Genomic DNA, 25,159 nt, shown 5'->3' with positions numbered 1-25,159 from the left:
ACGTGGGAAGCGCACCCCTCGCGGTTCATCGCAAACCACGCTTATCCGGCACTTTCAGGTAACCCCCCGGCAACGCGAGCGGTCTAGCGTGGGACACGTGGCTGCATCGCATCGCGCCGGGAACGCTCCGGCCGCCCGCACGGGTTGTGCGGGCATAGTGCTCGCCGCCGGCGCGGGCACCCGCTACGGCCGCCCCAAGGCGCTCGCCGAGGGCGGCGCTTGGCTGCGCGCCGCGGTGGACGCCCTGCGTGGCGGCGGCTGCGCGCCGGTCATCGTGGTGCTCGGCGCCACCGGACCGGCGCCGGAGACGGTCGGGCTGCCCGCGGGCGCGGTGCCCGTCTGGGCGGCCGACTGGGCGACCGGCATCGGCGCCTCGCTCCGGGCCGGGCTGCGCGCGGCCGCGCGGACCCCGGCGCGGGCCGTCGCGATCATGCCGGTGGACACCCCCGACGTCGGCGCCGCGGTCGTCGCACGGGTACTCGCCGCGGAGCAGAAGGCGCCGAGCGGGCTGGCCCGCGCTGTGTTCCATAACACACCCGGCCACCCCGTTGTGATCGACCACAAGCACTGGACCTCGGTGAGCGCCGAGGCGACAGGAGATTCGGGAGCGCGTACCTATTTGTCCAGTAGGGACGATATGGTGTGCGTCACGTGCGACGATTTGGCTACGGGAAGGGATCATGACTTCCCGGCCTCGACCGCACGCTGATCGGAGCGGAAACTGATGCGCGACATCGTCGACGACCTCATGCGGATATGGCACTCGGGCCGGATGGGTGGCCTGGCCACCGTCGTGCGGACGGTGGGTTCGGGGCGGCTGCCGGTGGGCACCGCGATGCTGGTCGACACCAACGGCGCCGTCTACGGCGCCGGGATGGGCGGCTCGGTGGAGACCGCGATGCACGAGGCGGCGGTGACCGCGGCGCGCACCGGGCGGCGGGCCATGCACCGCCTACCCGTGCCGCCCGGTGAGCCAGGAATGGACGCGGGCGGCATGATCGACGTCTTCGCCGAACCCTTCTCCCGCCATGATTTCCCCGAATTCCCCACTGTCGCATCCGAAATCGCCGCGCATCGGCGGGTTACCGTGTTCACCGTGGTATGGAACTCGGACCCCGATGTGATCGGCCAGCACCTGATCACCGGTCAGCCGCACAACACCGAACTGGTCGCGCTGCCCGAATCGGATGTATTCATCTCGTCCTTCGCCCCGCCGCCGCGACTGATCATCTTCGGCGCCAACTCCTACGCCGCGGCGCTGACCGTGCAGGCCGGGCTGCTCGGCTACCGCGTCACCATCTGCGATTCGCGCCAGGAGTTCGCCACGCCCGAGGCCTTCCCCGGCGCCGAAGTGGTGGTGGACTGGCCGCACCGCTACCTGAACACCCTCTCCGCCGCGGGCGAAATCGATTCCACCACAGGCATTGTGGTACTCGCGCACGACCCGAAGTTCGAAATCCCTTTGCTCACGGTCGCTTTGCGCTTACCGGAGCTCGGCTACCTCGGCGCGACCGGTTCGTACTCGGCGCACACACGGCGCCTGGACGACCTGCGGGCGGGCGGTTTCGACGAAGCGACGCTCTCGCGCATGCACTCACCCGCGGGCTTGGACGTCGGCGCGCACACGGCGGCCGAAACCGCCGTGGCCATCGCCGCCGAACTGCTGGCCGCCCGGTCGGGGCGGTCAGGGCGTCAGCAGTCCGAGAGCGCCGAGGTGATCCACGCGGAACAGGCGTTCAGCGCGCGGGCCACCGTCGGGTTGTGATCGCGGCGAGCGCTCAGCCCTTCAGGCCGGGGTTCTCCGCGTAGACCTCTTTCAGCACCGAGAGGTCGAACAATTGGTCGGCCTTGATGTCGATCTGCGCGGTGCGCAGCGCGGCGATGTTCTGTTCGATCAGCGCGTCGGTCATCGTGAGCAGACCGTTGACCTTGGTGTCAGCGGAGACGACGAGGTCGTTCTGCGCGATGGCTTCCTTGGTCTGTTCGGCCAGATCCAGCTTCTGGTCTTTGCCGTAGATCTCGACGGCGAGCCGCGCCGATTCGGCGGGTGCGGCGACCGCGTCCTTCCAGCCCCTGATCTCCGCCGCGAGGAACGCCTTGAGCTTCTCGCGTTCGTTGTCGATGGTGGACTGCGTCACCGTCAGCGTTTCCGCGACCAGCGGTAGATCGAAGTCCGCGAACAAGAAGTGCGTGTTCTGGAAACCCTTGGCGGCCAGCGTGATCGGTTCGTTCGTCACGTAGCTGACCCAGCCGTCCACCTCGCCGTTGGCCAGCGGCGTCGGGTCGAATTGCGCGGGCACGATGGTCACGTCGCTCGGCTTCATGCCGTTGGCGGTCAGCAGCGCGTTGAAGATCAGCTGATTGGTGTCCTGCACCCCGATCTTTCGGCCCTTCATGTCCTGCGGCGAGTTGATGGGCTTGGCCGCGGAGCTGACGATCGCGAACGGGTTCTTCTGGTAGGTGGTCGCGACGATCTTGGCGGGCAGTCCCTCGAGGATCGCGGGGGCGGTGGTCTGCGGCGCGGAGAGCCCGAGCCACACCTTTCCGGTGTCGAGTCCGGCCTCCACCGAGGTGCTCGCCGCGCCGCCCGCCACCAGATTCACCGAGCCGAACCCGGCCTCCCGGAAATAGCCGCGGGAATCGGCGAAATACTCGCCCGCGAATTCGATGTTCTTGATCCAGGACAGCTGGATCGCGACGGTGCCGTAGCGGGAGCCGTCCGGGGTCGAACCGCCCGAGGAGCTGCCCGCATCGTCGCCGCAGGCGGCCAATGCGCCGGCGCCGCCGAGCGCGGCGCCCGTGAGCGCCGAATAACGGAGAAAGGACCGACGGTTCAGGTTCGCCCCGAACGAAGAGCGTTGCGCGGGTGTCATGGGCCGAATTTAGGTGTAATCGGTTTCGATTTCTTTACTTTCAGGTTCCCAATACCGAATCGCGACGATCACTCGCGGCCCGCGTCGGGACCGAACCGGGCGAGCACCAGGTTCTCGACGACGCCGACGATCGCGTACAGCAGCACCGACACCAGCGTGACGATCACGATGGACGCCCACAGCTCGTTGTAGCGGAACGTCGGGATCGCGCGAATCAGGCTGGCGCCCAGCCCCGTTCCACTGCCGAGCCATTCGCCGATCAGCGCGCCGATGAGCGCGCCGGGCACCGAGATCCGCGCCGCCGCGAACACCGCGGGCAGCGCCGCGGGCACGGCGACCATCCGCAGCGCCGTCCAGCGCGAACCGCCGTACGCCGCAATCAATTCCATGGCCTGCCGCGGTGCGCTGCGCAGTCCGGTCATGATCATCACCAGGGCCGGGAACAGCACCACGATCGCGGCCATCACGGCCACCCCGCCCAGCCCGCGGCCGAACACCAGCACGATGATCGGCGTGAGCGCCACCAGCGGCACCGAACGCAGCAGCATGGCGACCGGCATGAAGGTGTGCTCCACGGTGCGAAACGACACGAACAGGGCGGCCAGCGCCATGGCCGCCGCCATGCCTACCCCGAAGCCGAGCGTCGCGTCGCGCAGCGTGACCTGAAGATTGTCGAGGATGGCCGCGCGCGCTCGCGGCGCTCCGGGCGAGGTGACCAGATAGCGCCACACGTCGCCGGGACTCTTGCCCACCCGGGGACCCACCTGCGGGAAGGCCCACAGGAAGACCCACCAGATCACCAACATGAGCAGCAGCGAGGTGATCAGCGGAAACAGGAAAGCGCCGACGCGGCGCAGCACGATCATCGCGACGCCTCCGCGGTCCACGGCGTGACCAATCTGGCCACCAGCGCCACGATCGCGTAGCCGAGGCCGGCGAGCGCCGCCGCGGCGATCGCCATGCCCCAGGTGCGCGGCACGTTGTACGCGGTCTGCGCGGCGGTCAGCGCGACGCCGATCCCGCTGTCCACACCGCCCAGATACTCCCCGATGATCGCGCCGAGCACGGCCGAGGGCGCGGCGATCTTCAACGCCGCGAACGTATTCGGCAGCGCGGCGATCAACCGGACCTGGTACAGCTGTTGCCAGCGACCGCCGCCGTAGGCGCGCACCAGATCGAGGCTCGCCGGATCGGCCGAGCGCAGACCCGCGACGGTGCCGACCATGGTGGTGAAGAAGCAGTACATCGCGGCGAGGAACACCGTCGGCGTACGTCCGCCGAAGACCACCAGGATGATCGGGCCCAGCGCGAGCAACGGGGTGCAGTACGACAGGATCGCCAGCTGGGTGGCCAGCGATTCGATGGGCGGAATCAGCATCACCAGCACGGCGAGGCCGATGGCGAGGGCGTTGCCCCAGAGGAAACCCTTCAGCGCGCCGATCGCGGTGATCTCGAAGTTCGGGCCGTAGAGCTGCCAGCCGTCGGTGTACATGGTGTGCAGCACCCGCCACGGGCTCGGGATGGTGCCGCCCGCGAGATCGAGCGCCGCCGCGAGCCACCACACTCCGAGCAGTCCGAGGACGCCGAGCAGTCCGCCGAGCCGCTTCACGGCGCATCACCCTCGTCCGGCGCGCGATCGCCGCCGCGTTCGAAGGCGACACCGCCCGTGCCGGTCTTGCCGAACAGCAACTCGGAGAGATAGTCGTGCAGCTTGTGGAACTCGGGGGTGCGCATCATCTCCGGCAGCCGTGGCCGCGGCAGATCGATCTCGACGAGCTCGAGCACCCGGCCCGGTCGCGGGCTCATCACCGCGACGACGTCGGAGAGGAAGACCGCCTCGGCGATGCCGTGGGTGACCATCAGCGTGGTCGCGGGCTTCTCGGTCCAGATGCGCAGCAGTTCCAGGTTCAGCTTCTGCCTCGTCATGTCGTCCAGCGCGCCGAACGGCTCGTCGAGCAGCAGCACGGTCGGCTGCACCACCAGCGCACGTGCGATGGAGACGCGCTGGCGCATGCCACCGGAGAGCTGCGCCGGTTTGGCCTTCTCGAACCCCTGCAACCCGACCAGCTCGATCAGGTCGGCGATCTGGCCCGGCTCCGGTTTCACCCCGGCCACCTGCAACGGCAGCTTGATATTCGACTCCACCGAGCGCCATGGCAGCAGCGCCGAATCCTGGAACGCGATGCCGAACTGGTGGCTGCCGCGCAATTGCGCGGGCGTCTTACCGTCGATCAGCGCGGTGCCCGAGGTCGGTTGCTCCAGCCCGGCCAGTATCCGCAGCACGGTGGACTTGCCGCAGCCGGACGGACCGAGCAGCGAGAGGAACGCGCCCTGTTCGGTATGCAGATCCACCGAATCCAGCGCGTGCACCGTGCGGCGCCCGGCGCGGAAGGCCTTGGTCAGCCCGCTGATCTGGATACCGGTTCCCCCGGCGGCGCGCTCCGAACTCATGGGGTCACGATAGAAGGGCTCGGTTGCACCGACATTGCGATTCGCGCGCCCAGATTGCGCAATCGTTACGCGCCGTGGACTTTTCGCTGGACGCCGCCGCGGGAGGTCCACGCCGTGCATCCTGCGCCGTTTCCGCCGCGACGTCCGCGGATATTTGGCATCACGCCGAGCGGAACCCGCCGTCCATGGATGAGATCGCAGATCCGTGGGGTTGCACACCAGGTGGACCCGCTCAGCACCCTGCTCGACGCCGAACTGCACATCGCGGGCTCGGCGATCCTCTGGCGCGAGATCATCGGCAACGGGTTCGGCCTGGCCGCCGCGGTGGGCGGCATGCGGCGGCGCGTGTGGGCGTGGCCGGTGGGCATCGCGGGCAACGCGCTGCTGTTCACCGTGTTCGTCGGCGGCATCTTCAACACACCGCAGCAGCTGAACATGGCCGGGCAGGCCGGGCGGCAGCTGATGTTCGTCGCGGTCAGCGTGTTCGGCTGGTGGCAGTGGCACCGGCACGCGCGCGTCGACACCGGATTGGAGCACCGCGGCGTGGATCCGCGCTTGGCCACCACCCGCGAACGCCTGCTGCTGGTCGTCGCCATGCTCGTCGGCACGGCGGCCTTCGCGCAGTTGTTCGCCTGGATCGGTTCCTACGGCCCGTGGGCGGAGGCCTGGATCTTCACCGGTTCGGTGCTCGCCACCTACGGCATGGCCCGCGGCCTCGCCGAATTCTGGCTGATCTGGATCGCGGTCGACATCGTCGGCGTCCCGCTCCTGCTGAAGGCGGGCTACTACCCGTCGGCCACGCTGTACCTGATCTACGCGGGCTTCGTCGCCTGGGGTTTCGCCGTCTGGGTCCGCACCATGCGCACCGAATCGGCGACCACCGACACCCCACGGATCGTGGCGGTACCGGGCCCCGGCGCGACCGACTGATCACGCGGGCGCGGAGTCGGCCGCGCTCCCGAGCGGGAACTACACCAGATCCACCCGGACCCCCGCCGCGCGGATGGCCGCGACAGCGGCGGGGTCGGCCTTGGTGTCGGTGACGAGGACGTGCACCTGGTCGATGCCGCAGATGCGGGCCAGGGCCGAGCGTTCGAGTTTGTCGGACGTGGCGACCACCATGACGTAGCCGGAGCGACGCACCATCTCCGTGGTGACCCCGGCCTCGTCGATGTGCCTGCACTGCGCTCCGCCCTCGGCGGAGATCGCGTTCACGCCCAGAATCACGGTGTCCAAACGCAATTCGGCGAGCGCGCGCTCGGCGAGCGGCCCGTGCAGTTCGTAGGATTCCCGGCGCGCCACGCCGCCGAGGCAGATGGTGCGCAGGTGCGGGCGCAGCACCATCTCGCCCGCGATGTTGAGCGCGTTGGTGACGATGGTCAGCTGGTCGTCGCCGGAACTGGCCAGATCGGTGCGGCCTGCCAGCGCCCTCGCCACCGCGGTGGTGGTGGTGCCGCCGTTCATGCCGACCACCGCGGCGGGGTCGACCAGCGCCGCGGCGTGCTCCGCGATGCGCTGTTTGGCCTCGCCGCCGGTCTGCCGGTAGCGGGCGGGCAGGTCGTAGGCGACCGTGGTGGCCACGACCCCGCCGTGCGTCCGAGTGGCCAGCTGCTGTTCGGCGAGCGCGGTGAAATCGCGGCGCACCGTCGCAGGCGACACCTGTAGCCGCTCGGCGGCCTCCTCCACCGAGAGCCGCCCCGATTCGGCGAGCAGCTCGAGCAGTCGGTTCCACCGCTGCGGACGATCCGTCGGTCCGGTCATCTCACACCACCCCGCCCCGGACGACGTGCTGTTTCTCCATGCACGCAAACAATCTGACCACAGCCACGCTGCCAAACCGTAGAGATTCCCCGCGCCTGTTGCCAAAGCGGGGCGCGCGCGGACCAGGCCCTGTGTCGAAGTCCGGCCGGATGCATCCGTGGCTCAGATCGTCGCCTGGCAAGGCGGAGGAGGAGCCGATACCGGGGTTGTATCGGTGACGACGACAACGCGGCCAGGCGGCGATCTGGGCCGCGGAGGCGCCGGATCGGACTTCGACGCAGGGCCTACCCCGCGGCGAGCCCGGAATTGACCACGTAGGCGATCTCCTCGCAGATGTCGTCCAGCGAGATTCGCACGTCGGGCTGGGTGCTCTGCACCAGTTCCTGCGCCAACGAGTTCACCGCACCGAGCACCGCGAGGGCGAACAGATCGAAGCGGCGGGGCTTGGTCTCGCCGCGTTCGACGGCGCGCTCGGCCTCGCCGATCAGCAGCGCCGAGAGCAGCCCGCGCTGTTTTCTGCGCCATTCCTCGACCGCCGGGCTGACTCCCACCACCTCGACGTAGCAGACTCGCGCGGACCGCTGGTCGGCGCAGGTCACCTCGAGGTAGGCGCGGAACCCCGCGGCCACCCTGTTCGCCAACGGCTCGTTTTCGGTGTGCGCCAACATTTCCGAAGCCCGCGCCACGGCCCGCGTGGTGATCCGGTCCACCAGGGCGATCAGCAACGCCTCCCGGCTGCCCACGTCCTCGTAGAAGCTACGGGTGGAGACGTTCGCGACGGTGCACAGGCGCTCGATGGACGTGGTCGCGTACCCCTGGGTGCCGAACAGTTCCAGTGCGGCGTCGATGAGCCGGGTCCGCCGCTGCGCCACGCGCTGTTCCTTGGACAGTCCCGCGTAATTGCGCCCGTCCGTGGATCCGCCGTCGTGCCGTGCCACGGGCTCGATGCTACCCGTCTTCGGTGCGCTATCCCGGCCGCCGGAGGCAGCGGAGACGGGCTCGCGCAGATCATCCGACGATCTCTTCGGCGCATGCGATCCACCGGATGATGAACGCTTGTAGCATTGGGTAGCAACAGATTTCGACATTTCTCGCTCGTTCGGAGCGGGCGGGATCGCTGATCGCAGGGTCGAGCGCGGCGGCTCGTCGGAACGCCGCGCATCGGGCTGTGCAGGCAGCGCGATCAGTGGGCGGCGAAGAACTTCCAGATGGTCTCCGACGCGTCGAACTGGTGGCTGACGGGGCCGACCAGAGCCTCGGGCAGACGCCCCTCGCTCCCTGGCCAGGTGTGCCCGCCGTTGACGATCGTGTAGAGAACGACCTCGGCATTTCCCGGGCACCGCGACGTGTCGATCGTGACGGACGTGCCGTCGTCGGTGCGCGCGGGCAGCTGGCTGCTGACCGGCGGCGGGCAGTTGTTCTTCGCCCGCCACAGCTGCTGAGTGGCCGCCACCGAGAGGACGGGCTGGGTACCCGCGCCGCCGCGATTACCCGACGTGACCCGCACGACCCCGCCTTCGTACGGCACGATCCCGTCCGCTGTCCCGTGCATCTGGAGCACCGGAAGTGGTTGGGCCAGGGTGCAATCGGGCTCGTTCGCGACGGCGAGCGAACCGGCCACCGGCGCGATCGCGGCGAGCTCGGCGCTCAGGCGGCAACCCAGATACTGGGTGAGCATGCCGCCGTTGGACATCCCGGTGGCGTAGACCCGGGCCGGGTCGACGTCGTAGGCGGCGATCAGGTGGTCGATCAGCGCCGCCACGAAGCCGACGTCATCGACACCGGCCGCGCCCGCCCGGGTGTCGGCGCCCCTGCCGTCGTTCCACGACCTGTCGACGCCATCGGGATAGACCGCGAGGAAGCCGTTGGCGTCGGCCACCCGGTTGAAACCGCTCGTCTCCGCCATCTGCGCGGCGCTGCCTCCTCCGCCGTGGAAGACCAGGACCGCCGCGGGACGCCCCTGAGCGGGCGCCGCGGGGCGATGCACGAGGTAGTGGCGTTGGACGCCCGCGTGGTCGAGGGTGAGGTAGGGATCGTCGGGACTCTTCGCGACCGAACGCCCACAGGCGGCGGTCAGGACCAAGGCCGCGCAGACGGCGGCGCAGGCCAACGTTTTCAGCACGGTGTCGATGGTAGGAGCCCGGCACGCGCATCGCCTCACTTCACGCTGCCCGCGGTCAATCCCGAGACCAAGCGCTTCTCGATGAGGGCGAACAGGACGACCACCGGAACGATGCCCACTGTGGAGATCGCGAACACGTACTGCCACGCGGTGTCGTACTGGCCGACGAACTTGGTCAACGCCACCGACAGCGGCTGATTCTCCGGCGTGGTGAGCACGACCAGGCTCGCCGCGAATTCGTTCCAGCAGGCGACGATCGTGAAGATGGTCGCGGTGACGATGCCCGGCCATACCAGCGGCAGACTGACTTTGGTCAGGATCTGCCAGCGGTTCAGCCCGTCCAACTGGGCCGCTTCCTCGATCTCCACCGGGATGGCGGCGAAGAAGCTGTGCAGGATCCACACCGCGAAGGACAGATTGAACGCGGCGTTCACCAGGATCATGGCCAGCCAGGTGTCGTTGACGCCGAGCGCGAAGAACTGCCGGATCAGCCCGGTCACCAGCACCGTCGGCTGCAACATCTGCGTGATCAGCACCAAGCCGAGGAACGCGGCGCGTCCCGGAAAGCGATGCCGCGCCGTGTGATACGCCGCGGGCACCGCGACGACCAGCACGAGAAGCGTGGCGCTGACCGCGATGACGACGGTGCTGACCATGTTGAACGGCAGTGGTGTCTCCGGGGTGTCCCACATCGTCGCGTAGTTGTCCGGATGCCAGGACTGCGGCAGGTAAGTCGGTGGGATGCGCAGGATCTCGGCCTTGCTCTTCAACGAGCCGAGCACCATCACGACGAACGGCGTCAGGAAGATCGCCGCGATCACGACGCCGATCGCCGTCAGGTCCCAGCGACGACGCTTCGCTCGCGCGGGCGCGTCGCTCGATGCGGCGGTGGGCTTTTCGGCAGCGCCCACCCGGATGTCGATCCCGGCGGTCATGCGTCGACCTGCCGTGTCGGTCGCACCAGTCGCACGTAGATCGCGATGATCACCACGATCAGCGCGAAGTTCAGCACGCTCATCGCGGCGGCGGTGTCGACCTGCTGGTTCTGCCGGATCAGCTTGAACGTCAGCGTCGTCGTGGTGTCGGCCGAGAAGCCCGCGATGCTGCCGGTGATCACCTGGAGGATCGGCAGCGAATTGAACACGTTGATGATGTTGATGACCGTGGCGACGGCGATGGCCGGACGCAGCTGCGGCAACGTGAGATAGCGGTACCGCTGCCACGGTCCCGCCCCGTCGACTCGTCCAGCTTCCTCGATCTCGGCCGGAATCGATTGCAGCCCTGCCAGAATCGTGTAGGTGGTGAACGGGATCGAGACGAACACCGCGACCCCGATCGCCACCAGGAACGCGGGCGTCGGCTGCTTGGTGAATCCGTAACCCCGGTCGAGCAGGCCGATGTCGACGAGGAAGCGGTTGGCGATGCCGACATCGGGATCGAGCATGTAGTAGAAGATCGTCGTCGTCATCACCACCGAGGCCGCCCACGGCACCAGGATCGCCAACCGCACGGCGGTGCGGCCGGGAAAGTCCTTGTTCAGGAACTGGGCCAGCGCCGCGGAGAGCACCAGGGTGATCAGCACGACACCGACCACCCAGACCACGGTGTGCGCGATCACCGTGCCGAGTTCGCCGATGTCGAACAGGGCACGGTAGTTCGCCAGTCCGGCGGACCCGCGATCCTGACCGTAGGCGCTGAGGTCCCTGGTGCTGGTCCACAGCATGTAGCCGACGGGGAACGCGACGATCGCCGCGATCAGCAGCAAGGCGGGCCCGAGCCACGGGACCGCCGCGAGCATCGCTCTGCGCCGCACGCTATTTCGCGGCTTCCTGAATGCGGGCGAGCACCTGCGCCGGGTCGGCGCCCTGCGCGATGGTGCCCATCTGCTGCCGGATAGCGCCCTGCGCCGCCGCCCATTTCGGGTTGTTGCTCGGGTAGAACTTGGCCACCGGCAGCGTCGCCGCGAAGGCCTTGGTGACCGGATCCTGCGCGAGTTCGGCTGCGCCGCTCTGGGTGATCGGGATGAAGCCCTCGTGCTTCACGAAATTCGCGTACACGCTCGCGGCGTAGAAGTGGTCGAGGAACTTCTTGATCGTCTCGGTCTTCCTGCCGTCCTTTTCGAAAGCCATGAGATGGTCGGCGACACCCAGGGTCACCGGTTCGCCGGACTTGGTCGGTGAGGACGCGGTGGCGTACTTCAGCGCAGGATTCTTGGCGGCGATCTGGCCGATGGTGGGCGGCAGGCCCTCGATCATGCCGACCTTGCCCTGGATGAACGCGTTGATCACGTCCTTCCGGTCGGTCGCGCCCGGATTCGGCTGTGCCGCACTGGCATCGATGAGCGAGCGCATGGCGCGCACACCCTCCAGGTTGGCCGGGGTGTCGACGGTGATCTCAGCACCCTGCGACCAGTCGCCGCCCGCGCCGAAGGTCCAGATCGAGGTCTCGCCCTGCGCCTCCTCGCTGCCGAGCGGCAGACCGTAGCCGGATACGCCGTCGCCGAGCGCCTGGATCTTCGCCGCGGTCTCGGTGAGCTCTGCCCAAGTCTTGGGCGGTGCGGTCACCCCGGCCCGGGCGAACAGCTCGGTGTTGTAGAAAAGCGTGCGCGTGGAGGCGAACAGCGGCAGCGCGTACTGGGTTCCGTCGAGCGAGGCGTTCTTCGCGAAACCGGGCTGGATGTCGGCGAGCACCTGCGGGGAGACGATTTCTGCTGCCGGATAGAGCATTCCGTCGCCCGCGAAACTGGCGTACGCGTCGATGTTCAGTACGTCGGGGGTGGTGGACTTCGACTGGAGCTTGGTCCGCACCACGTCGTTGATCGAGTTCCAGGACTCCAGCTGGAGATTCACCTTCAGGCCCGGGTTCTGCCGCTCGAAATCGGCGATGATCCCGTCCCACAGCGCTTTGGTTCCGGTGGCGCCGTCGCTGTAGACCGGGGCGAGGAAGTTGATCGTGGTGTCGGAGTCGGCGGAATCGTCGGAGCCGAAGCCGCACGAGGCGACCGCGAGGGCGGCGGCCAGCGCGGCGCCCGTGAGCAGGCGGCGGAGTGGTCGTTTCACGAAGTGAACCTTTCAAATCTGCACCTCCGGCGCCTACCGACCGCCGATGATGAAGCGAAACGTGTCGATTGGTCGAATCTAGCGTGACTGATGATCGAATGTGACTGTTTTGCACGTTACGTTGACATGAACGATCATCCGACCGATGCTGTTCTCGTGCCGATCTCCGCGAACTCAGACCCCGCCACCCACCTGGCCACCGAGGTCGCCACCCAGCCCGACGACTGGGCGCGCGCCGCGAACACCGCCACCGAACACCGCGCCGCGCTACCCCGACCGGGCGAGCGGGTGGCCGTGATCGGCTGCGGTACTTCGCTGTTCATGTCGCGCGCGATCGCCGCGCTGCGCGAGGACGCGGGCCAGGGCCTCACCGACGCCTGGCCTGCCAGCCAAGTGCGCGGCGGCCGCGACTACGACCGCTACCTCGTCATCTGCCGCTCGGGCACCACCACCGAGGTGATCTCGGCGATGCGCGAGATCCCGGCGCACATCCCGCGCACGGTGATCTGCAGCAGCCCGGGCACCCCGGTGCTGGAGTTGGGCGATCCGATCCTCATCGAGGAGGTCGACGAACACTCGGTGGTGCAGACCCGCTTCGCCACCACCACCCTGGCGATCCTGCGCTGGCACCTCGGCGAGGACCTTGGCCGGGCCGTCGAGCAGGCGCGCGCCGTGCTCGCCGAGGATCCCGCGCGGTCGCTGGCCGCCGTGCGCGCCGCCGAGCAGATCACCTTCGTCGGCATGGGATTCGCTGGCGCGCTGGCCGAGGAGGCCGGGCTCAAGCTGCGCGAGTCCTGCCAGTCCTGGGCCGAGTCCTACCTCGCGACGGAGTACCGGCACGGTCCGATCAGCATCGCCGCTCCCGGCCGCGCGGTCTGGGCGCTCGGCCCGCTGGTCCCGGACTTCGCCGCCGATGTCGCCGCCACCGGAGCCCATCTGGAACACCGCGATATCGATCCGATGGCGGAACTGGTCCGGGTGCACCGGCTCTGCGTCCTCCGCGCCGCCGACCTCGGCCTGGATCCCGACCATCCCCGCAGCTTGAATCGGTCAGTCGTCCTGGACCAATGACCGGTATACCGCCGTGTTCGCGCCCCCGCCCCGGTTCCCGGAGTCGCCGACGACAAGATTGCTGACGGTAACTACGCTCCCGAAGATGAACACGCACCGCGTCGGCAGCAGCGCACTCGCGCCGGCTTCGAGCGCGGACTCGTCCCTCGCCTCGGATGCGCTCACCCTGGGCTTGGACGTCGGCGGCACCACCATCAAGGGCGAGATCGCCGACGCCTCCGGCACGGTCCTCGCGGCGGACGCGGTGCCGACCCCGCGCGGCGCGGCGGCGTTCGAGGCGATGGAGGCCCTGGGCGACAGCCTGCTCGACAAGGTGCCCGCGAACCGCCGCGGCAAGCTCGGCCGGGCGGCCGTCCTGCTGCCCGGCATCGTCGACACGGCGCGATCGATCGCCGTCTTCAGCGGGAACGTCGGCTGGCGCGATGTGCACGTCGGCGATCGGTTCACCCGGCGCTGGGGCGTCCCGGTGCTGATCGAACACGATGTGGCCGTGGCGGGCTGGGCCGAATGGCGTTTCGGCGCGGGCCGCGATCACGACGACGTGCTGGTGATCATCCTCGGCACCGGCGTCAGCGGCACGCTCGCCGTCGGCGGGCGCTTGGTGCGCAGCGGGTTCGGCCAAGCGGGCGAATACGGACACATCCCGGTCCGCCGCATCGACGGGTTGACCTGCCCCTGTGGGAATGTCGGCTGTGTGGAGACGCTCGCCTCCGGAGCGGCCATCGCACGCAACTACACCCGGTTGTCCGGACGCCGAGTGAACAGCGCGGCGCGGGTTTTCGCGCGCATACCGGACGACCCGGACGCGGTGCGCGCGGTGGACGACGCTGTCGACGCGCTCGCGGACGGACTGCTCGGCGTCATCCACGCGGCCTGCCCCGAGCTCGTCGTGCTCGGCGGCGGCCTGGCCGGTGCGGGCGCCGCGCTCAGCGAGCCCTTGCAGGCGGCGTTGGCGCAGCGCCTGCGCGTGGTCCCGGCGCCGAAGGTCGTGCTCGGCGAATTCGGCGCGCGCGCCGGACTCGCGGGCGCGACACTCTTTGCCAGGCACGGAGCCCTCCGATGAGCGTGCGGCGGGATCCACAGCGCTCGACGGAGACTCGATTCCCCGGTGCCGGCGCACGGCGAAAGGGGGCGCGATGACGGGTACCTCGACCGAGCTGGAAATCCGCGGCCGGATCGTCTCCGCGTCGTTCGACCTGACCGACGGCGTGGTCACGGTGCACGGCGACCGGATCGTCGCGGTCCGCCCGATGACCGAATGGCTTGCGTTCCACCCGGATTCGGCCCCGCCCAAGTTCTCCGGCCTGATCCTGCCCGGCCTCGTGGACATCCACAACCACGGCGGCTCGGGCCACCGATTCGACACCGTCGACGCGGAGGAGGCGCGGTCGGCCGCCCAGTTCCACCACGCGCACGGTTCGACGACGGTGCTCGCCAGCGTGGTCACCGGACCGGCGGACGACATGGTCGCGCAGATCGCGACGCTGCGCGGGCTCGCCGCCGACGGCACTCTCGGCGGCATCCACGCGGAGGGCCCGTTCCTCGCGGCGGCCCGCTGCGGCGCCCAGGATGCCCGCTACCTGCGCGATCCCGACCCGGCCCTGATCGATCGACTGCTGGCCGCCGCGGACGGCCACCTGCGGGTGTGCACCATCGCGCCGGAGCTGCCCGGGTACGACGCGGTCGCCCGACGGCTCACCGACAACGACGTGGCGATCTCGCTCGGCCACAGCGACACCGATTTCGCCCGCTTCCGTCAGGCGCTCGCGCCCAGCGGCTCCGCCCGTCTGGTGACCCACCTCGCCAACGGCATGCCGCCGCTGCACCATCGCGAACCGGGTCCGGTCGCGGCCGCGCTCATCGCCGCCGCATCGGGCCACGCGGTGGTCGAGCTGATCGGCGACGGTGTGCACGTCGACGCCGGTTTCGGCGCACTGGTTTTCGCGACAGCGCCGCGCCAGGTCGCGCTGATCACCGACGCGATGCAGGCCGCCGGCATGCCGGACGGCGAATATCGGCTGGGACCGCAGGCCGTCCGGGTGGTCGACGGCGTGGCCAGGGTGGCCAACGGGTCGATCGCCGGCGGCACGGCGACTCTGGCGCAATGCCTTTCGTGGGCGGTCCGGGACTGCGGCGTGCCGCTGCCCGACGCGGTGCGCGCCGCGACCGCCGTGCCAGCCGCCGCCGCCGGCCTCACCGGCGTGGGCGACCTCCGGACCGACCAGTACGCCGACCTGCTGGTTGTCGAGGACGACCTGCAGTTGCGCCGGGTGCTCAGACATGGACAGTGGTTGACGTGATCCTCACTGTGACAATGAATCCCGCCTACGACATGACCTATCGCGTGGAGCGCTTCGAACGCGGGCAGGCGCATCGCGTGCGCTCCGTCGAGCAGCGGATCGGCGGCAAGGGCATCAACGTGACGCGGGTGCTGAACCAGCTCGGCAAGTACGCGCGGGCGACCGGGTTCTCCGACCACGCCTTCGCCGCCGCCGCCGAACTGGAGATGCCGGTCGATTTCGTGCACGCGCTGCCGTGGGTCCGGCGGACAGTGGTGATCAGCGAATCCCGCGACGGCACCGCGACGGCGCTGTGGGAGCCCGGCGCCCGCGTCTCCAACCCGCACGCCGCCGAGCAACTCGCCATCCGGGTCTCGGGTCTGCTTCCCGATATCAACGGCCTCGTGATCTCTGGATCGCTGCCGGGCGGGATAGATCCCGGCCTACCCGCCGAACTCGCCCGCTCCGCGGTCGCCGCGGGCGTGCCGACCATCTGCGACGTGGACGGCGAGGCGCTTCGCCTGGCCTGCGCGGTCCCCGGCGTGGTACTGATGCCGAATACCGAAGAGCTGGAACGCATTTCCGGCCGCTCGCCGAGCACGCCGGAGGAGGTGGTTGCGGCCGCCCGCCCGCTGATCGATCGCGGCGTGCGAGCCGTCGTCGCCACCCGCGGCGTGGACGGCATGATCGCGGTCACCGAGGAGGGCGCCTGGTTCGCCACGCTGCCCGAGCCGCTGGCCGGAAACCCCACCGGTGCGGGCGATTCCGCCGCAGCGGCGGTGATCGCGGCGCTGTCGGCCCGCACCGAGCCCGACTGGTCCGCCATCCTCACCGATGCCGTGGCCACCGCGGCGGCGGCCGTGGTCATCCCGGTGGCCGGGGAGATCGACCGCTGTCTGCGCACCCGTCTCGCACCGACCGTCCGGGTCGACAAGCTCGCCGCCCCGGAGTCCGAAGAGACCACGCCATGATCGCGGAGGCCCGCCGATGCCCCTGACTCCCGTACCCGATCTCATCGCGGCCGCGAGACCGGGCGGACTCGGCGCCTTCAACGTCATCACCCTCGAACACGCCGAGGCCATCGCGGGCGCCGCCGAGGCCGCGAAACGCCCCGTGGTCCTTCAACTTTCCGAGAACACCGTCCGCTATCACGGAGCTCTCGCCCCGCTGGCGCTGGCCTGCCTGCGGATCGCCGCGGACAGCTCCGCCCCGGTCGCGGTGCACCTCGACCACGCCACCTCCTTCGACCTGTTGGCCGCCGCGGTCGAGCTCGGCATCCGGTCGATCATGTTCGACGCGTCGACCCTCGACTACGCGGGCAATGTCGCCGCCACCGCCGAAGTCGCACAATGGTGCCGCGACCGCGGGGTGTTCGTCGAGGCCGAACTCGGCGAGGTGGGCGGCAAGGACGGCGCGCACGCGCCCGGCGTCCGCACCGATCCGGACGAGGCGGTCGAGTTCGTCACCGCCACCGGCGTGGACGCGCTGGCGGTCGCGGTCGGTTCCGCACACGCCATGCACGCCCGCGTCGCCGAGCTCGATGTCGAACTCATCGCGAGGCTTTCCGCGAAAGTCCCTGTGCCCCTGGTACTGCACGGTTCCTCCGGCGTGCCCGACGCGGGTCTGCGCGCCGCCGTCGAGCACGGCATGACCAAGGTCAACATCGCGACGCGGCTCAATGTCCTGCTGTCCGAAGCGGTCCGCGCCGTCCTGGACGGCGACGGTGACCTCTCCGATCCGCGCAAATACCTCGCTCCCGGCCGCGCCGCGATAGGCGCGGAGGTCGAGCGTTTCCTGCACCTGCTCGCCTGAAAGCCGCACGGCGCTCATCGGCACGGACCGCCGAGGTAGGGCAGCCTGCGGATGCCCGCCGAGACCTCCAGGGCCAGATCCTGGTAGCCGAGCGCCAATTCGGCCAGACGCTCCCAGTCGTCGTGCACCACCCAATCCGGTTCCGACGCCAGGGAGGCGAAGGCGCGGGCGGAGAACTGGGCGAGACGATCGATCACCATCCCGACGGATTCGGTGTGCATGTGCGCGCCGCCGTGCGCGGGCGGCAGCTCGGTGGCGACCCAGCGGTCGATGCCGAGCACCAGGCGCACCCGGTCCTGATCGATGTCGCCGGTCGAGTCGGATTCGGCGTTCAGCCGCCGCACGTGCAGTCCGCCGAGTGTGAAGGCGGCTTGCAGTACCGGGTGTTCGTCGCTCGGTTCGGCGCGAAAGGCCCTGAGCACTTGCTTTTTCGATGGCAGTGGTTCCACCGCGCATCCCCCTTGTTCGGATCATGGTGCAGGACAATGCTCTTACGAGGGGCGAGACGCCCGAACCGGCCGACAGGGCGGCCGGAAAACATGCACGGACCGGAGCGCGCGGCAGCGAGCCGCGCTGACCGGCCGGAAGTCAGCGGCGAGCGCCGCGATCGCCGAAGAAGCGGCGCGGTAGCGCCTTCTCCCAAGGCCTTTCGTTGACCGCGAGGCCGATGGCCTCCAGCGCGGTGAGTCCCACGTGCGCGGCCAGATCGTCCATCAGCGCGACGGTGTCGGCCGCCTGCATCGCGGCGGCCGCCTGCTCGGTGGTCAGCATCCGGCCGCGCAGGTAGGACACCACCCAGGCGTCGTCGCTGACCCGCCGCGCCTGGTGCGGCGTCCGATCGCCGACCATCCAGAAATTACCCACAACATGCACAGACATCCGACCCCTCGATCCCGCCGGGCGGGACCGGCCGGAGAACACCCGCGATGTGACATGAGACATACTGAGGCTAGGTGAGCATCGCGTTGCGAGTCAAGTTGACCAAAGGACCGGCGTTGTGCGGGCCGGTCAGCGCGGGGAGTACGGTTCTCTGCACGCATCGCTAGAGCTGGAAGGACACCATCCAACGATGGCACCACTCTCGCCGACAGTCGCGCGTCGGGAACTGATGCTCCGCATCGGGCGGAGGCGAAAGCAGAACGATGTCAGCGTGTCCGCGATCGCCAAGGAACTAGGCTTCTCGATCTCCTACTGGTCGAAGGTGGAGAAAGAGCGCGTCCTCGCCGAATCGAAACTCGACGAGCTGATGAAGCTTCTCGATTTCGACGAGGCGGAACGCGAAGAGCTGCACGAGCTTCGCGACGTCGCCAGGCAGCGCGGGTGGTGGACGAACTACTCCGGACTGCTGTCCGACGAGATCAGCAGGTTGTACGGCCTCGAACACGGCGCGGACAGCGTGCGCACCTACGAAAGCATCCTGATTCCAGGGCTTTTGCAGACCGCAGGCTACGCACGCGCGCTCATCGCGAACGATCGCGCGCGGATCCGCCAGGTCGAGGTCGACCGGCTGGTGGAGATCCGGCTGCGCCGCCAGCAACGGCTGAAGGGCGCGGAACCGTTGCGGCTCACCGCGATCGTCAACGAGGCGGCCCTCACTCAGCAGATCGGCGGCCCCGAGGTCATGTCGGACCAGGTGCGCCACCTCGCCGCGCTGATCGAGGAGCACGTCGAGACTCTCGACCTGCGCGTCATCCCGTTCGAGGCGACCGGCGGCGGATTGCTCGGCGGCGCAACGTTCCACCTGCTCGGCTTCGACAAGTCGGTGATCCCCGATGTCGCGTGGACCGAGACGCTGGTCCATCACGCCGTCATCGAGGAGACCGAGCCGGTGCGGCACCTCGACACGTTGTTCGCGAACGCTCTGGCGGAACAAGCACTTTCGCGCGAAGAGTCGCTGTCGACGCTGGAACGCAAGATTTCCGGCACGTAGCATCGCGTTATGAGCGAGCGTAGCGAGCGAATCTTGTGCCAGCGCGCATCGCGCATGTCGAAGCCGAGCGCCAGCGAGGCGAAGGCATGAGCGAGCGTAGCGAGCGAATCTTGTGCCAGCGCGCATCGCGCATGTCGAAGCCGAGCGCCAGCGAGGCGAAGGCATGAGCGAGCGAATCATGTCGTCAGCCGAGACGGGCTGGTTCAAGTCGTCGTATTCCAGCGATTCCGTGGCCTGCGTGCAGGTCAAGTTCGAGCCGGGCCGGGTGCTGATCCGGGACACCAAGTACCGGGGCGCGCCGGACGAGCGGCCGATGCTCGCGTGCTCGCCCGCGGACTGGGCGGCGCTCACCGCGGGCATTCGCGCGGGCGAATTCGACCGCTGCTGAGCCCGGTTCACAGCCGACTCCCAGCCTCCCCACCGCCGCGCTCGAGGGAAGTGGCCGAGGATCGACACCGTCGACGAACGGAAGGCCTCGCGGCACTCCACGCGGGGGCTCCGCTTCCCTTCGCGACATGGTGGCTCACTGCCCTGAGCACCACACCGCCGGACCGGCGGCGTCACTCCCTCGCAGGCGCCGCCGGACCGCACCCCGCGAGTCAGCGTTCGGGAGCGATCCAGGCGTTGGCTCAGTCGCTGTCGGGCAGCGGTTCGGACAGCGGCCAACCGCCCGCCGCGAGATGCGTGGCGACCCGGTCCACGTCGAGCTGATCCGGCTGCTCCTTGGCGATCCTGGCGATCGCGGCCACGATGTCGTCGCGGCCGATCTCGGAGTCGGGATTGCTGCTCGCCAGCTCCTCGGCGATGGCGGCCACCTCGTAGTCGGTGAGGTGGCGGTGCAGCACGGCGAACAGCGCGACGTAATCCGACTGCGGGATGCCCTGCGGGTATCCGGCGCGCAGCCAGCCGATGACGCGGCCCAACACCTTGGGCCGGGAGGTTTGCGTGTGATCGGTCAATGCAGCGCCCTTCAGGACTGTCCGAACAGGTGAATGCCGAACTTGGCGGCGAGGAACGCCTTCGCGGTGTAGAGGATCCCGGTGACGATCGCGACGACGATCAGCGCGAAACAGGAGTAGGCGCCGGCCAGCGCCGGATAGTTCCGGCGGGCGACGCTGCCGTCCCGGCCAACGGTATCGGCCGAGGACCACAGCCGCACCCCGACCGCGAACACGATCGGCAGCCCGGCCCCGAGCACCAGGGACACCGCGACGACCTTCCACAGCGAGTTCAGGTTCGTGACGAGCGTGTGCACTGCTGCTCCTCTAGAGCTGGGCGGATCGGGTGGGCGGATGCGCGGGCGCGGCGGGGCCGCCGTTGCGTGGTTGGACTTCGTGCGGGTGGTCGCTCCTCTGATGGCCGTCGCGCGGTTGGCCGTCGCGTGGGTGGTCGTCGCGCGGTTGATCGTCTCCGCGCGGTTCGTCGACGGGCTTCGCGACGCCGGAAGCGGCCACCGGCATGTCGGACGGCCCTGCCGCGTCGCCGCCCGGCCACTCGTTGACATTGGTGGTGTCGACCGGGTTGCGACGAGACCGCAGCCACATCGCCGTGGCGAGCACGACGAGAATCCCGAACACCACCAGCACGCCGGGCAGGCCGCCGATGAAATGCGCGACGGCCCAGCAGATCGCGCCCGCCAGACCGGCCAGCGGCAGCGTGAGCAGCCACGCGACGACCATCCGTCCCATCACCGACCAGCGCACCTCGGCGCCCTTGCCGAGCCCGCTGCCCAGGATGGAACCGGTGGCCGTCTGGGTGGTCGAGAGCGGGAGCCCGAAGTGGGCGGAGGTGAGGATGATCGCGGCGGAGGAGGACTCGGCGGCCAGGCCCTGCGGCGAATCGATCTCCACCAGCCCCTTGCCGAGGGTGCGGATGATCCGCCAGCCGCCGAGATAGGTGCCCGCGGCGATGGCCACGGCGCACGCCGCCATCACCCACAGCGGCATCTCGTCGTTCTTGGTGAGCGTCCCGTGCGCGACCAACGCCAGGAAGATGACGCCCATCGTCTTCTGCGCGTCGTTGGTGCCGTGCGCGAGGGAGACCAGTGAGGCCGAACCGATCTGTCCCCAGCGGAAGCCCGCCTCGACCTTCTCCTCGTCGGACCGGGCGGTGATCCGGTAGACCGCTCGGGTGCCGACAGCCGACACCAGGGCGGCCACCACCGGGGCGAGCACGGCGGGCAGCACGATCTTGGTGAGCACGCCGTCGGAGCCGGACGCCCAGATCACCCCGCCCCAGCCGAGCGCGGCGATGGTGGCACCGATGAGGCCGCCGAACAGCGCGTGCGAGGAACTCGACGGCAGGCCGAACAGCCAGGTCAGCAGATTCCAGAGAATGCCGCCGACCAAACCGGCCAGGACGATGATCAGCAGATCGTGTCCGCTCACCGCGCCCAACTGCACGATGCCCTTGGCCACCGTGGCCGCCACCTCGACCGAGAGGAACGCGCCGATCAGGTTCAACACCGCCGATACCGCGACGGCGACCCGGGGTCGCAGCGCACCGGTCGCGATGGATGTCGCCATGGCATTGGCGGTGTCGTGGAAGCCGTTGGTGAAATCGAAAGCGAGCGCCGTGACGATCACGATCAGCAGAACCAGTAGTTCGACGGTCACGACTCCAGTGTGAGGCACCGCCGGTCACGATTGCCATGCGGTAACCGCCTGCCGGACAGCCGTCCGGATGCGCTAGCGTGGACGCCCGAGGTGGCGCCCGGCGCGGTCACGGACCCCCGAATCTGGAGCAGCCGCTCGGCGCGGGCCTGCCCGCGAGGCGATCGTCGATCCAGTCGTTGGCGCCCGGAATGCCGCTGCTTCCGACGATCACGTGCTCGCCGAGATAGACCTCGAATCGCACCGACGCCCCCCGCGCGCACCAGTCGTCGTAGAGATTCTGTGCACCCTCCAGCGGCACCCACACCTCGTGCGCACCGTGATACATGAACACCGGAATGCGCGGCGCTGCCGAGCCGAGCCGATTCTCGGTGAGGATGTGCTGGATCATCGGCGTCCCGATCGGATCGGGGACCTTGGCGAGCATCTCGACGGGCATCGGCGCGACCGCGCCGAGCAGCGCCTCGGCGGGATAGCACAGATCCCGAGCGAGCTTGGCCAGCCGCCAGCCGTTGTCGTTGAACAGCCACATCATCTCCGGGTATTCGCGGGCCACGCCCAGCGCCGCGGCGAGGAACACACCGCCCGCGGCGTTGCGTCCGTTCATCGTCTCCAGCAGCATCTCGAAGTCGGCGGGGACGCCGCCGAACACGGCCCCGGCCAGATTCAACTCCGGCGCGTACTCGGGCGCCAGTTCGGCGGCCCAGCCCGAGGCGATCGCGCCGCCGGAGTACCCGGTCACGATGGTCGGCGCCGCGGGGGCGAGGCCGAGCTGCGGCGTGCCGACCGCCGCGCGCACCGCATCGAGCACCGCGTGTCCGGCCATCCGGCCCGCCGCGTAGGCCTGCCGCGGGCCCTGGTGGTCGGGTATCAGCACGGCGTAGTTCTTCGCGAGGGGGATCTGCGCGGCGAGCAGGTCTACGACATGGCCGTTCCGCAACATGTGCGACGGCGCGCAGCTGTGGCCGAGCGAGTCGATGGCCATGTTGTAGGAGATCAGCGGCCGCGGGCCGGGCCCCGTCCAGATCGCGGAGGGCACGAGCAGAGTGGCGATCACCGCCGCCGGCCTGCCTTTCGCGTCGGTGGACCGGATCAGCATCTCGGTGGAGATCACGGGCCTGAGGGCCGGTCCGGTGCCGCCGCGCCGGCTGGCGAGCACGGTGCCTGGCTCGGTGCGCTCGTATCCGGGCGGGGGCAGATAGAACGGATCGTCGATGGAGGTCGGCAGCACCGTCGCCGGATCGCGCGAGGGGCGCAGCAGGTCGGCGAGCACGTCGGCGCGCGCCGAACCCGCGCCGGGCAGTGCACCGGCGTTCAGCGCGCCGCAGAGGCACACGACGATCATGAGCAACGTGGCCCGCAGTGCCGAGCGAGCGCCGTTCGAGGCCGACCGCGTCCACCGTTTCCGTTTCGAATTCGAACCGCGCATCGACGTGGCTCCCATCCGAGGCTGTACCGGACCATTCGGACACCAAGTCTGGCCCACCGGCGCGGCGCCGCACGGGAACCTCGATACGCGCGTCGGACCCGTTCAGATGCTCAGTGCCCGCCGGTGGGCAGGTCGAATCGGCGCGGGCGCGGCGGGCTCAGCCATCCCGCGCACGCTCAGGGCAGCAGCGCGCGGACGGCGTCGATGGTGTCGGCGTCGATGGGCTCCTTGTCCGGGCGATACCGGACGACGCGGGCGAAGCGCAGTGCGACACCGCCGGGATAGCGTGGACTCACCTGGACGCCGTCGAGGGCGATCTCCACCACGAGCTCCGGCCAGAGGTAGACGGTGTGCTCGTCGCGGGAGCGTTCGTGGCGCGGGAATTCGGCGGTCTGCCACTGCAACAGCGCGTCGGTGAGGCCCTTGAAGGTCTTGCCGACCATGACGGGCTCGCCGGTCATCGGATCGCGTGCACCGAGGTGCAGATTCGACAGATAACCGGTCCGGCGGCCGTATCCCCACTCCGCGCCGAGCACGATCAGGTCCATGGTGTGCGTCGGCTTGATCTTCAGCCAGGCGCGGCCACGGCGACCCGCGGCGTACGGCGCGGCCAGCGATTTGACCATCACGCCCTCGTGCCCGGCGGCCAGCGCGCCGTCGAAGTATTCGGCGGCGGACTCCGCGTCGGGGCGGATCAGCGCGGGGATGGTGTGCTCGCGCGCCACGCGCAGCAGCGCGGCGCGCCGTTCCGAGAGCGGGGCGTCGAGCAGGTCCTGCCCGTCCAGGTGCAGGCAGTCGAAGAAGTACGGGTGCAGCAACAGCTCCCTGGTCGAGCTCACCGCGGGAACCAGCGGTCCGGCGGCGGCGCCGGGCGGCAGCTTCGCCTCCCCGCTCGGATCGGCGGTGGCGAAGCGGCTCATGGTCTCCTGGAACGGCCGTGGCCGCCCGGAATCGGTGAGCGCCAATGTCTCCCCGTCCAGCACGACGCTGGTGCACGCCAGCCCCGAGACGAGCCGCACCAATTCGGGCACGCCCGCGGTGATGTCGCGCAGGGTCCTGGTGAAGACGCGCACCTCGTCGCCGTCGCGGTGCACTTGGATTCGCGCGCCGTCGAGCTTGTGCTCGACACTGACCTCGCCCTCGAACTCGGCCATCGCCTCGTCGAGCGCCGCGCCCGGCGAAGCGAGCATCGGCTGGATCGGCCTGCCCACCTCGAGCCGGAACGCGGCGAGCGCCTCCGACCCGCCGGTGAGCGCCGCGGCGGCGGTGACCGGCAGCTGCCCGGAGAGCATGTACGCGCGCCGGACCTGATCGACCGGCACCGCGGCGGCCACCGCGACCGCCTCGGCGACGAGCGCGGTCAGCGCGCCCTGCCGGATCTCCCCGGTGAGCAAGCGCAACAGGAACGTCTGCTCGGCCGCGGTGGCCGCGGCCCACAGCATGGTCAGCAGCTCCTTGCGCCGGTTCGCCGAGCCCTTTCCCGCGACCGTCGCCAGTTCGACGAACACCTTGTCGACCGCCGAAACCGACAGTGTCGCAACCGAGGACGGCGAGCCGCCCAGCCCCGTGAGGGTGCGCCAACCGGTGCCGATGCGGCCCTGGCGCAACTCGCCGGAGACCCACGCCACCACGGGGGCGAGCTCGTCCGGCGCCGCGGCGCCGAGCAGCTCGGCCAGCGCGGCGATTTTCGTTTTCCGGGACCGGGTCGCACGAACGGTCTCCGACGTCTGCACGACTTCCGAGAACAGCACCCAACGACG

At 69.5% G+C, this 25,159-nt stretch carries 27 protein-coding genes; 10 read left to right on the top strand and 17 right to left on the bottom strand.

What is annotated here, in order from left to right; all coding sequences use genetic code 11:
• Positions 1–97 precede the first annotated feature (97 nt).
• The gene (locus tag AC3ERS_RS29055) at positions 98–709 is read left to right on the top strand and encodes a nucleotidyltransferase family protein (RefSeq protein ID WP_431971291.1); all 612 of its coding nucleotides are present in this window, start codon (positions 98–100) and stop codon (positions 707–709) included.
• Between the two features lie 15 nt (positions 710–724).
• Positions 725–1,765 carry an XdhC family protein gene (locus tag AC3ERS_RS29050; RefSeq protein ID WP_431971290.1) on the top strand — a complete coding sequence of 347 codons (1,041 nt, stop codon included), beginning with the start codon at positions 725–727 and terminating at the stop codon, positions 1,763–1,765.
• Between the two features lie 13 nt (positions 1,766–1,778).
• Here the strand turns inward: AC3ERS_RS29050 and AC3ERS_RS29045 are convergent, their stop codons facing one another.
• From AC3ERS_RS29045 to AC3ERS_RS29030, 4 genes are all read right to left on the bottom strand, one after another.
• Positions 1,779–2,873, bottom strand: coding sequence for an ABC transporter substrate-binding protein (locus AC3ERS_RS29045; RefSeq protein ID WP_431971289.1), 1,095 nt, complete (start codon positions 2,871–2,873; stop codon positions 1,779–1,781).
• Positions 2,874–2,941: 68 nt separating this feature from the next.
• A complete protein-coding gene (locus AC3ERS_RS29040) occupies positions 2,942–3,739 on the bottom strand; it encodes an ABC transporter permease (RefSeq protein ID WP_431971288.1) in 798 nt (265 codons plus the stop codon).
• Positions 3,736–4,482, bottom strand: a complete 747-nt coding sequence (locus AC3ERS_RS29035; RefSeq protein ID WP_431971287.1) for an ABC transporter permease — start codon at positions 4,480–4,482, stop codon at positions 3,736–3,738. The genes AC3ERS_RS29040 and AC3ERS_RS29035 overlap by 4 nt, the downstream gene beginning before the upstream one ends.
• Positions 4,479–5,324: an ABC transporter ATP-binding protein gene (locus tag AC3ERS_RS29030; protein WP_431971286.1), complete on the bottom strand. Its 846-nt coding sequence runs from the start codon at positions 5,322–5,324 to the stop codon at positions 4,479–4,481. The genes AC3ERS_RS29035 and AC3ERS_RS29030 overlap by 4 nt, the downstream gene beginning before the upstream one ends.
• 189 nt (positions 5,325–5,513) lie before the next feature.
• On the opposite strand from AC3ERS_RS29030, the gene pnuC reads away from it, so the two are divergent.
• Complete coding sequence (gene pnuC, locus AC3ERS_RS29025) at positions 5,514–6,254, top strand: nicotinamide riboside transporter PnuC (protein WP_431971285.1); 741 nt, start codon at positions 5,514–5,516, stop codon at positions 6,252–6,254.
• Between the two features lie 39 nt (positions 6,255–6,293).
• Here the strand turns inward: pnuC and AC3ERS_RS29020 are convergent, their stop codons facing one another.
• From AC3ERS_RS29020 to AC3ERS_RS28995, 6 genes are all read right to left on the bottom strand, one after another.
• Positions 6,294–7,085, bottom strand: coding sequence for a DeoR/GlpR family DNA-binding transcription regulator (locus tag AC3ERS_RS29020; protein WP_431971284.1), 792 nt, complete (start codon positions 7,083–7,085; stop codon positions 6,294–6,296).
• A 284-nt stretch (positions 7,086–7,369) separates the two neighbouring features.
• Positions 7,370–8,023, bottom strand: a complete 654-nt coding sequence (locus AC3ERS_RS29015) for a TetR/AcrR family transcriptional regulator (protein ID WP_431971283.1) — start codon at positions 8,021–8,023, stop codon at positions 7,370–7,372.
• Between the two features lie 245 nt (positions 8,024–8,268).
• Positions 8,269–9,207: an extracellular catalytic domain type 1 short-chain-length polyhydroxyalkanoate depolymerase gene (locus AC3ERS_RS29010; RefSeq protein WP_431971282.1), complete on the bottom strand. Its 939-nt coding sequence runs from the start codon at positions 9,205–9,207 to the stop codon at positions 8,269–8,271.
• A 35-nt stretch (positions 9,208–9,242) separates the two neighbouring features.
• Positions 9,243–10,142: a carbohydrate ABC transporter permease gene (locus AC3ERS_RS29005; protein WP_431971281.1), complete on the bottom strand. Its 900-nt coding sequence runs from the start codon at positions 10,140–10,142 to the stop codon at positions 9,243–9,245.
• A complete protein-coding gene (locus AC3ERS_RS29000; protein ID WP_431971280.1) occupies positions 10,139–11,005 on the bottom strand; it encodes a carbohydrate ABC transporter permease in 867 nt (288 codons plus the stop codon). Before AC3ERS_RS29000 ends, AC3ERS_RS29005 begins: the two co-directional genes overlap by 4 nt.
• Positions 11,006–11,021: 16 nt before the next feature.
• Positions 11,022–12,266, bottom strand: a complete 1,245-nt coding sequence (locus AC3ERS_RS28995) for an extracellular solute-binding protein (protein WP_431971279.1) — start codon at positions 12,264–12,266, stop codon at positions 11,022–11,024.
• A 126-nt stretch (positions 12,267–12,392) separates the two neighbouring features.
• On the opposite strand from AC3ERS_RS28995, the gene AC3ERS_RS28990 reads away from it, so the two are divergent.
• The 5 genes from AC3ERS_RS28990 (at position 12,393) to AC3ERS_RS28970 (ending at position 17,428) form a co-directional block, all read left to right on the top strand.
• Complete coding sequence (locus AC3ERS_RS28990) at positions 12,393–13,337, top strand: SIS domain-containing protein (protein WP_431971278.1); 945 nt, start codon at positions 12,393–12,395, stop codon at positions 13,335–13,337.
• An 85-nt stretch (positions 13,338–13,422) separates the two neighbouring features.
• The gene (locus tag AC3ERS_RS28985) at positions 13,423–14,400 is read left to right on the top strand and encodes an ROK family protein (RefSeq protein ID WP_431971277.1); all 978 of its coding nucleotides are present in this window, start codon (positions 13,423–13,425) and stop codon (positions 14,398–14,400) included.
• A 73-nt stretch (positions 14,401–14,473) separates the two neighbouring features.
• Positions 14,474–15,637: an N-acetylglucosamine-6-phosphate deacetylase gene (locus AC3ERS_RS28980; protein WP_431971276.1), complete on the top strand. Its 1,164-nt coding sequence runs from the start codon at positions 14,474–14,476 to the stop codon at positions 15,635–15,637.
• Positions 15,634–16,587 (top strand): 1-phosphofructokinase, encoded by a 954-nt coding sequence (locus AC3ERS_RS28975; RefSeq protein ID WP_431971275.1) that lies wholly within the window; start codon positions 15,634–15,636, stop codon positions 16,585–16,587. Before AC3ERS_RS28980 ends, AC3ERS_RS28975 begins: the two co-directional genes overlap by 4 nt.
• A gap of 16 nt (positions 16,588–16,603) precedes the next feature.
• Entirely contained in the window at positions 16,604–17,428 is an 825-nt protein-coding gene (locus tag AC3ERS_RS28970) for a class II fructose-bisphosphate aldolase (RefSeq protein ID WP_431971274.1), read from the top strand.
• Between the two features lie 14 nt (positions 17,429–17,442).
• Here the strand turns inward: AC3ERS_RS28970 and AC3ERS_RS28965 are convergent, their stop codons facing one another.
• The gene (locus AC3ERS_RS28965) at positions 17,443–17,877 is read right to left on the bottom strand and encodes a DUF4254 domain-containing protein (protein WP_488186869.1); all 435 of its coding nucleotides are present in this window, start codon (positions 17,875–17,877) and stop codon (positions 17,443–17,445) included.
• A gap of 139 nt (positions 17,878–18,016) precedes the next feature.
• Positions 18,017–18,307 (bottom strand): hypothetical protein, encoded by a 291-nt coding sequence (locus tag AC3ERS_RS28960; protein ID WP_431971272.1) that lies wholly within the window; start codon positions 18,305–18,307, stop codon positions 18,017–18,019.
• Positions 18,308–18,497: 190 nt separating this feature from the next.
• Here AC3ERS_RS28960 and AC3ERS_RS28955 point away from each other — a divergent pair, with 190 nt between their 5' ends.
• Entirely contained in the window at positions 18,498–19,358 is an 861-nt protein-coding gene (locus tag AC3ERS_RS28955; protein WP_431971271.1) for a helix-turn-helix domain-containing protein, read from the top strand.
• A 163-nt stretch (positions 19,359–19,521) separates the two neighbouring features.
• Positions 19,522–19,746 (top strand): DUF397 domain-containing protein, encoded by a 225-nt coding sequence (locus AC3ERS_RS28950; RefSeq protein ID WP_431971270.1) that lies wholly within the window; start codon positions 19,522–19,524, stop codon positions 19,744–19,746.
• 241 nt (positions 19,747–19,987) lie between these two features.
• Here AC3ERS_RS28950 and AC3ERS_RS28945 read toward each other — a convergent pair whose 3' ends face one another.
• The 5 genes from AC3ERS_RS28945 to AC3ERS_RS28925 all read right to left on the bottom strand — a co-directional run bounded on the left by AC3ERS_RS28945 (position 19,988) and on the right by AC3ERS_RS28925 (position 25,150).
• Positions 19,988–20,317, bottom strand: coding sequence for a DUF3349 domain-containing protein (locus AC3ERS_RS28945; RefSeq protein WP_431971269.1), 330 nt, complete (start codon positions 20,315–20,317; stop codon positions 19,988–19,990).
• Positions 20,318–20,328: 11 nt separating this feature from the next.
• Complete coding sequence (locus tag AC3ERS_RS28940) at positions 20,329–20,613, bottom strand: hypothetical protein (protein WP_431971268.1); 285 nt, start codon at positions 20,611–20,613, stop codon at positions 20,329–20,331.
• A 10-nt stretch (positions 20,614–20,623) separates the two neighbouring features.
• Complete coding sequence (locus tag AC3ERS_RS28935) at positions 20,624–21,973, bottom strand: inorganic phosphate transporter (RefSeq protein ID WP_431971267.1); 1,350 nt, start codon at positions 21,971–21,973, stop codon at positions 20,624–20,626.
• Positions 21,974–22,079: 106 nt separating this feature from the next.
• The gene (locus AC3ERS_RS28930; RefSeq protein WP_431971266.1) at positions 22,080–23,315 is read right to left on the bottom strand and encodes a lipase family protein; all 1,236 of its coding nucleotides are present in this window, start codon (positions 23,313–23,315) and stop codon (positions 22,080–22,082) included.
• Between the two features lie 260 nt (positions 23,316–23,575).
• Positions 23,576–25,150 (bottom strand): ATP-dependent DNA ligase, encoded by a 1,575-nt coding sequence (locus AC3ERS_RS28925; protein ID WP_431971265.1) that lies wholly within the window; start codon positions 25,148–25,150, stop codon positions 23,576–23,578.
• Between the last annotated feature and the right edge of the window lie 9 nt (positions 25,151–25,159).

The organism is Nocardia sp. bgisy134 (assembly GCF_057708325.1).
This window is presented reverse-complemented; position numbering and strand designations above follow the sequence as displayed.

Excerpts from the sequence above, each read along its gene's own strand:
- AC3ERS_RS29050 (WP_431971290.1), top strand. The coding sequence starts at position 725 with ATGCGCGACATCGTCGACGACCTCATGCGGATATGGCACTCGGGCCGG.
- AC3ERS_RS29045 (WP_431971289.1), bottom strand. The coding sequence starts at position 2,873 with ATGACACCCGCGCAACGCTCTTCGTTCGGGGCGAACCTGAACCGTCGG.
- AC3ERS_RS29040 (WP_431971288.1), bottom strand. The coding sequence starts at position 3,739 with ATGATCGTGCTGCGCCGCGTCGGCGCTTTCCTGTTTCCGCTGATCACC.
- AC3ERS_RS29030 (WP_431971286.1), bottom strand. The coding sequence starts at position 5,324 with ATGAGTTCGGAGCGCGCCGCCGGGGGAACCGGTATCCAGATCAGCGGG.
- pnuC (WP_431971285.1), top strand. The coding sequence starts at position 5,514 with ATGAGATCGCAGATCCGTGGGGTTGCACACCAGGTGGACCCGCTCAGC.
- AC3ERS_RS29020 (WP_431971284.1), bottom strand. The coding sequence starts at position 7,085 with ATGACCGGACCGACGGATCGTCCGCAGCGGTGGAACCGACTGCTCGAG.
- AC3ERS_RS29005 (WP_431971281.1), bottom strand. The coding sequence starts at position 10,142 with ATGACCGCCGGGATCGACATCCGGGTGGGCGCTGCCGAAAAGCCCACC.
- AC3ERS_RS29000 (WP_431971280.1), bottom strand. The coding sequence starts at position 11,005 with ATGCTCGCGGCGGTCCCGTGGCTCGGGCCCGCCTTGCTGCTGATCGCG.
- AC3ERS_RS28990 (WP_431971278.1), top strand. The coding sequence starts at position 12,393 with ATGAACGATCATCCGACCGATGCTGTTCTCGTGCCGATCTCCGCGAAC.
- AC3ERS_RS28985 (WP_431971277.1), top strand. The coding sequence starts at position 13,423 with ATGAACACGCACCGCGTCGGCAGCAGCGCACTCGCGCCGGCTTCGAGC.
- AC3ERS_RS28980 (WP_431971276.1), top strand. The coding sequence starts at position 14,474 with ATGACGGGTACCTCGACCGAGCTGGAAATCCGCGGCCGGATCGTCTCC.
- AC3ERS_RS28970 (WP_431971274.1), top strand. The coding sequence starts at position 16,604 with ATGCCCCTGACTCCCGTACCCGATCTCATCGCGGCCGCGAGACCGGGC.
- AC3ERS_RS28960 (WP_431971272.1), bottom strand. The coding sequence starts at position 18,307 with ATGTCTGTGCATGTTGTGGGTAATTTCTGGATGGTCGGCGATCGGACG.
- AC3ERS_RS28955 (WP_431971271.1), top strand. The coding sequence starts at position 18,498 with ATGGCACCACTCTCGCCGACAGTCGCGCGTCGGGAACTGATGCTCCGC.
- AC3ERS_RS28950 (WP_431971270.1), top strand. The coding sequence starts at position 19,522 with ATGAGCGAGCGAATCATGTCGTCAGCCGAGACGGGCTGGTTCAAGTCG.
- AC3ERS_RS28930 (WP_431971266.1), bottom strand. The coding sequence starts at position 23,315 with ATGATCGTCGTGTGCCTCTGCGGCGCGCTGAACGCCGGTGCACTGCCC.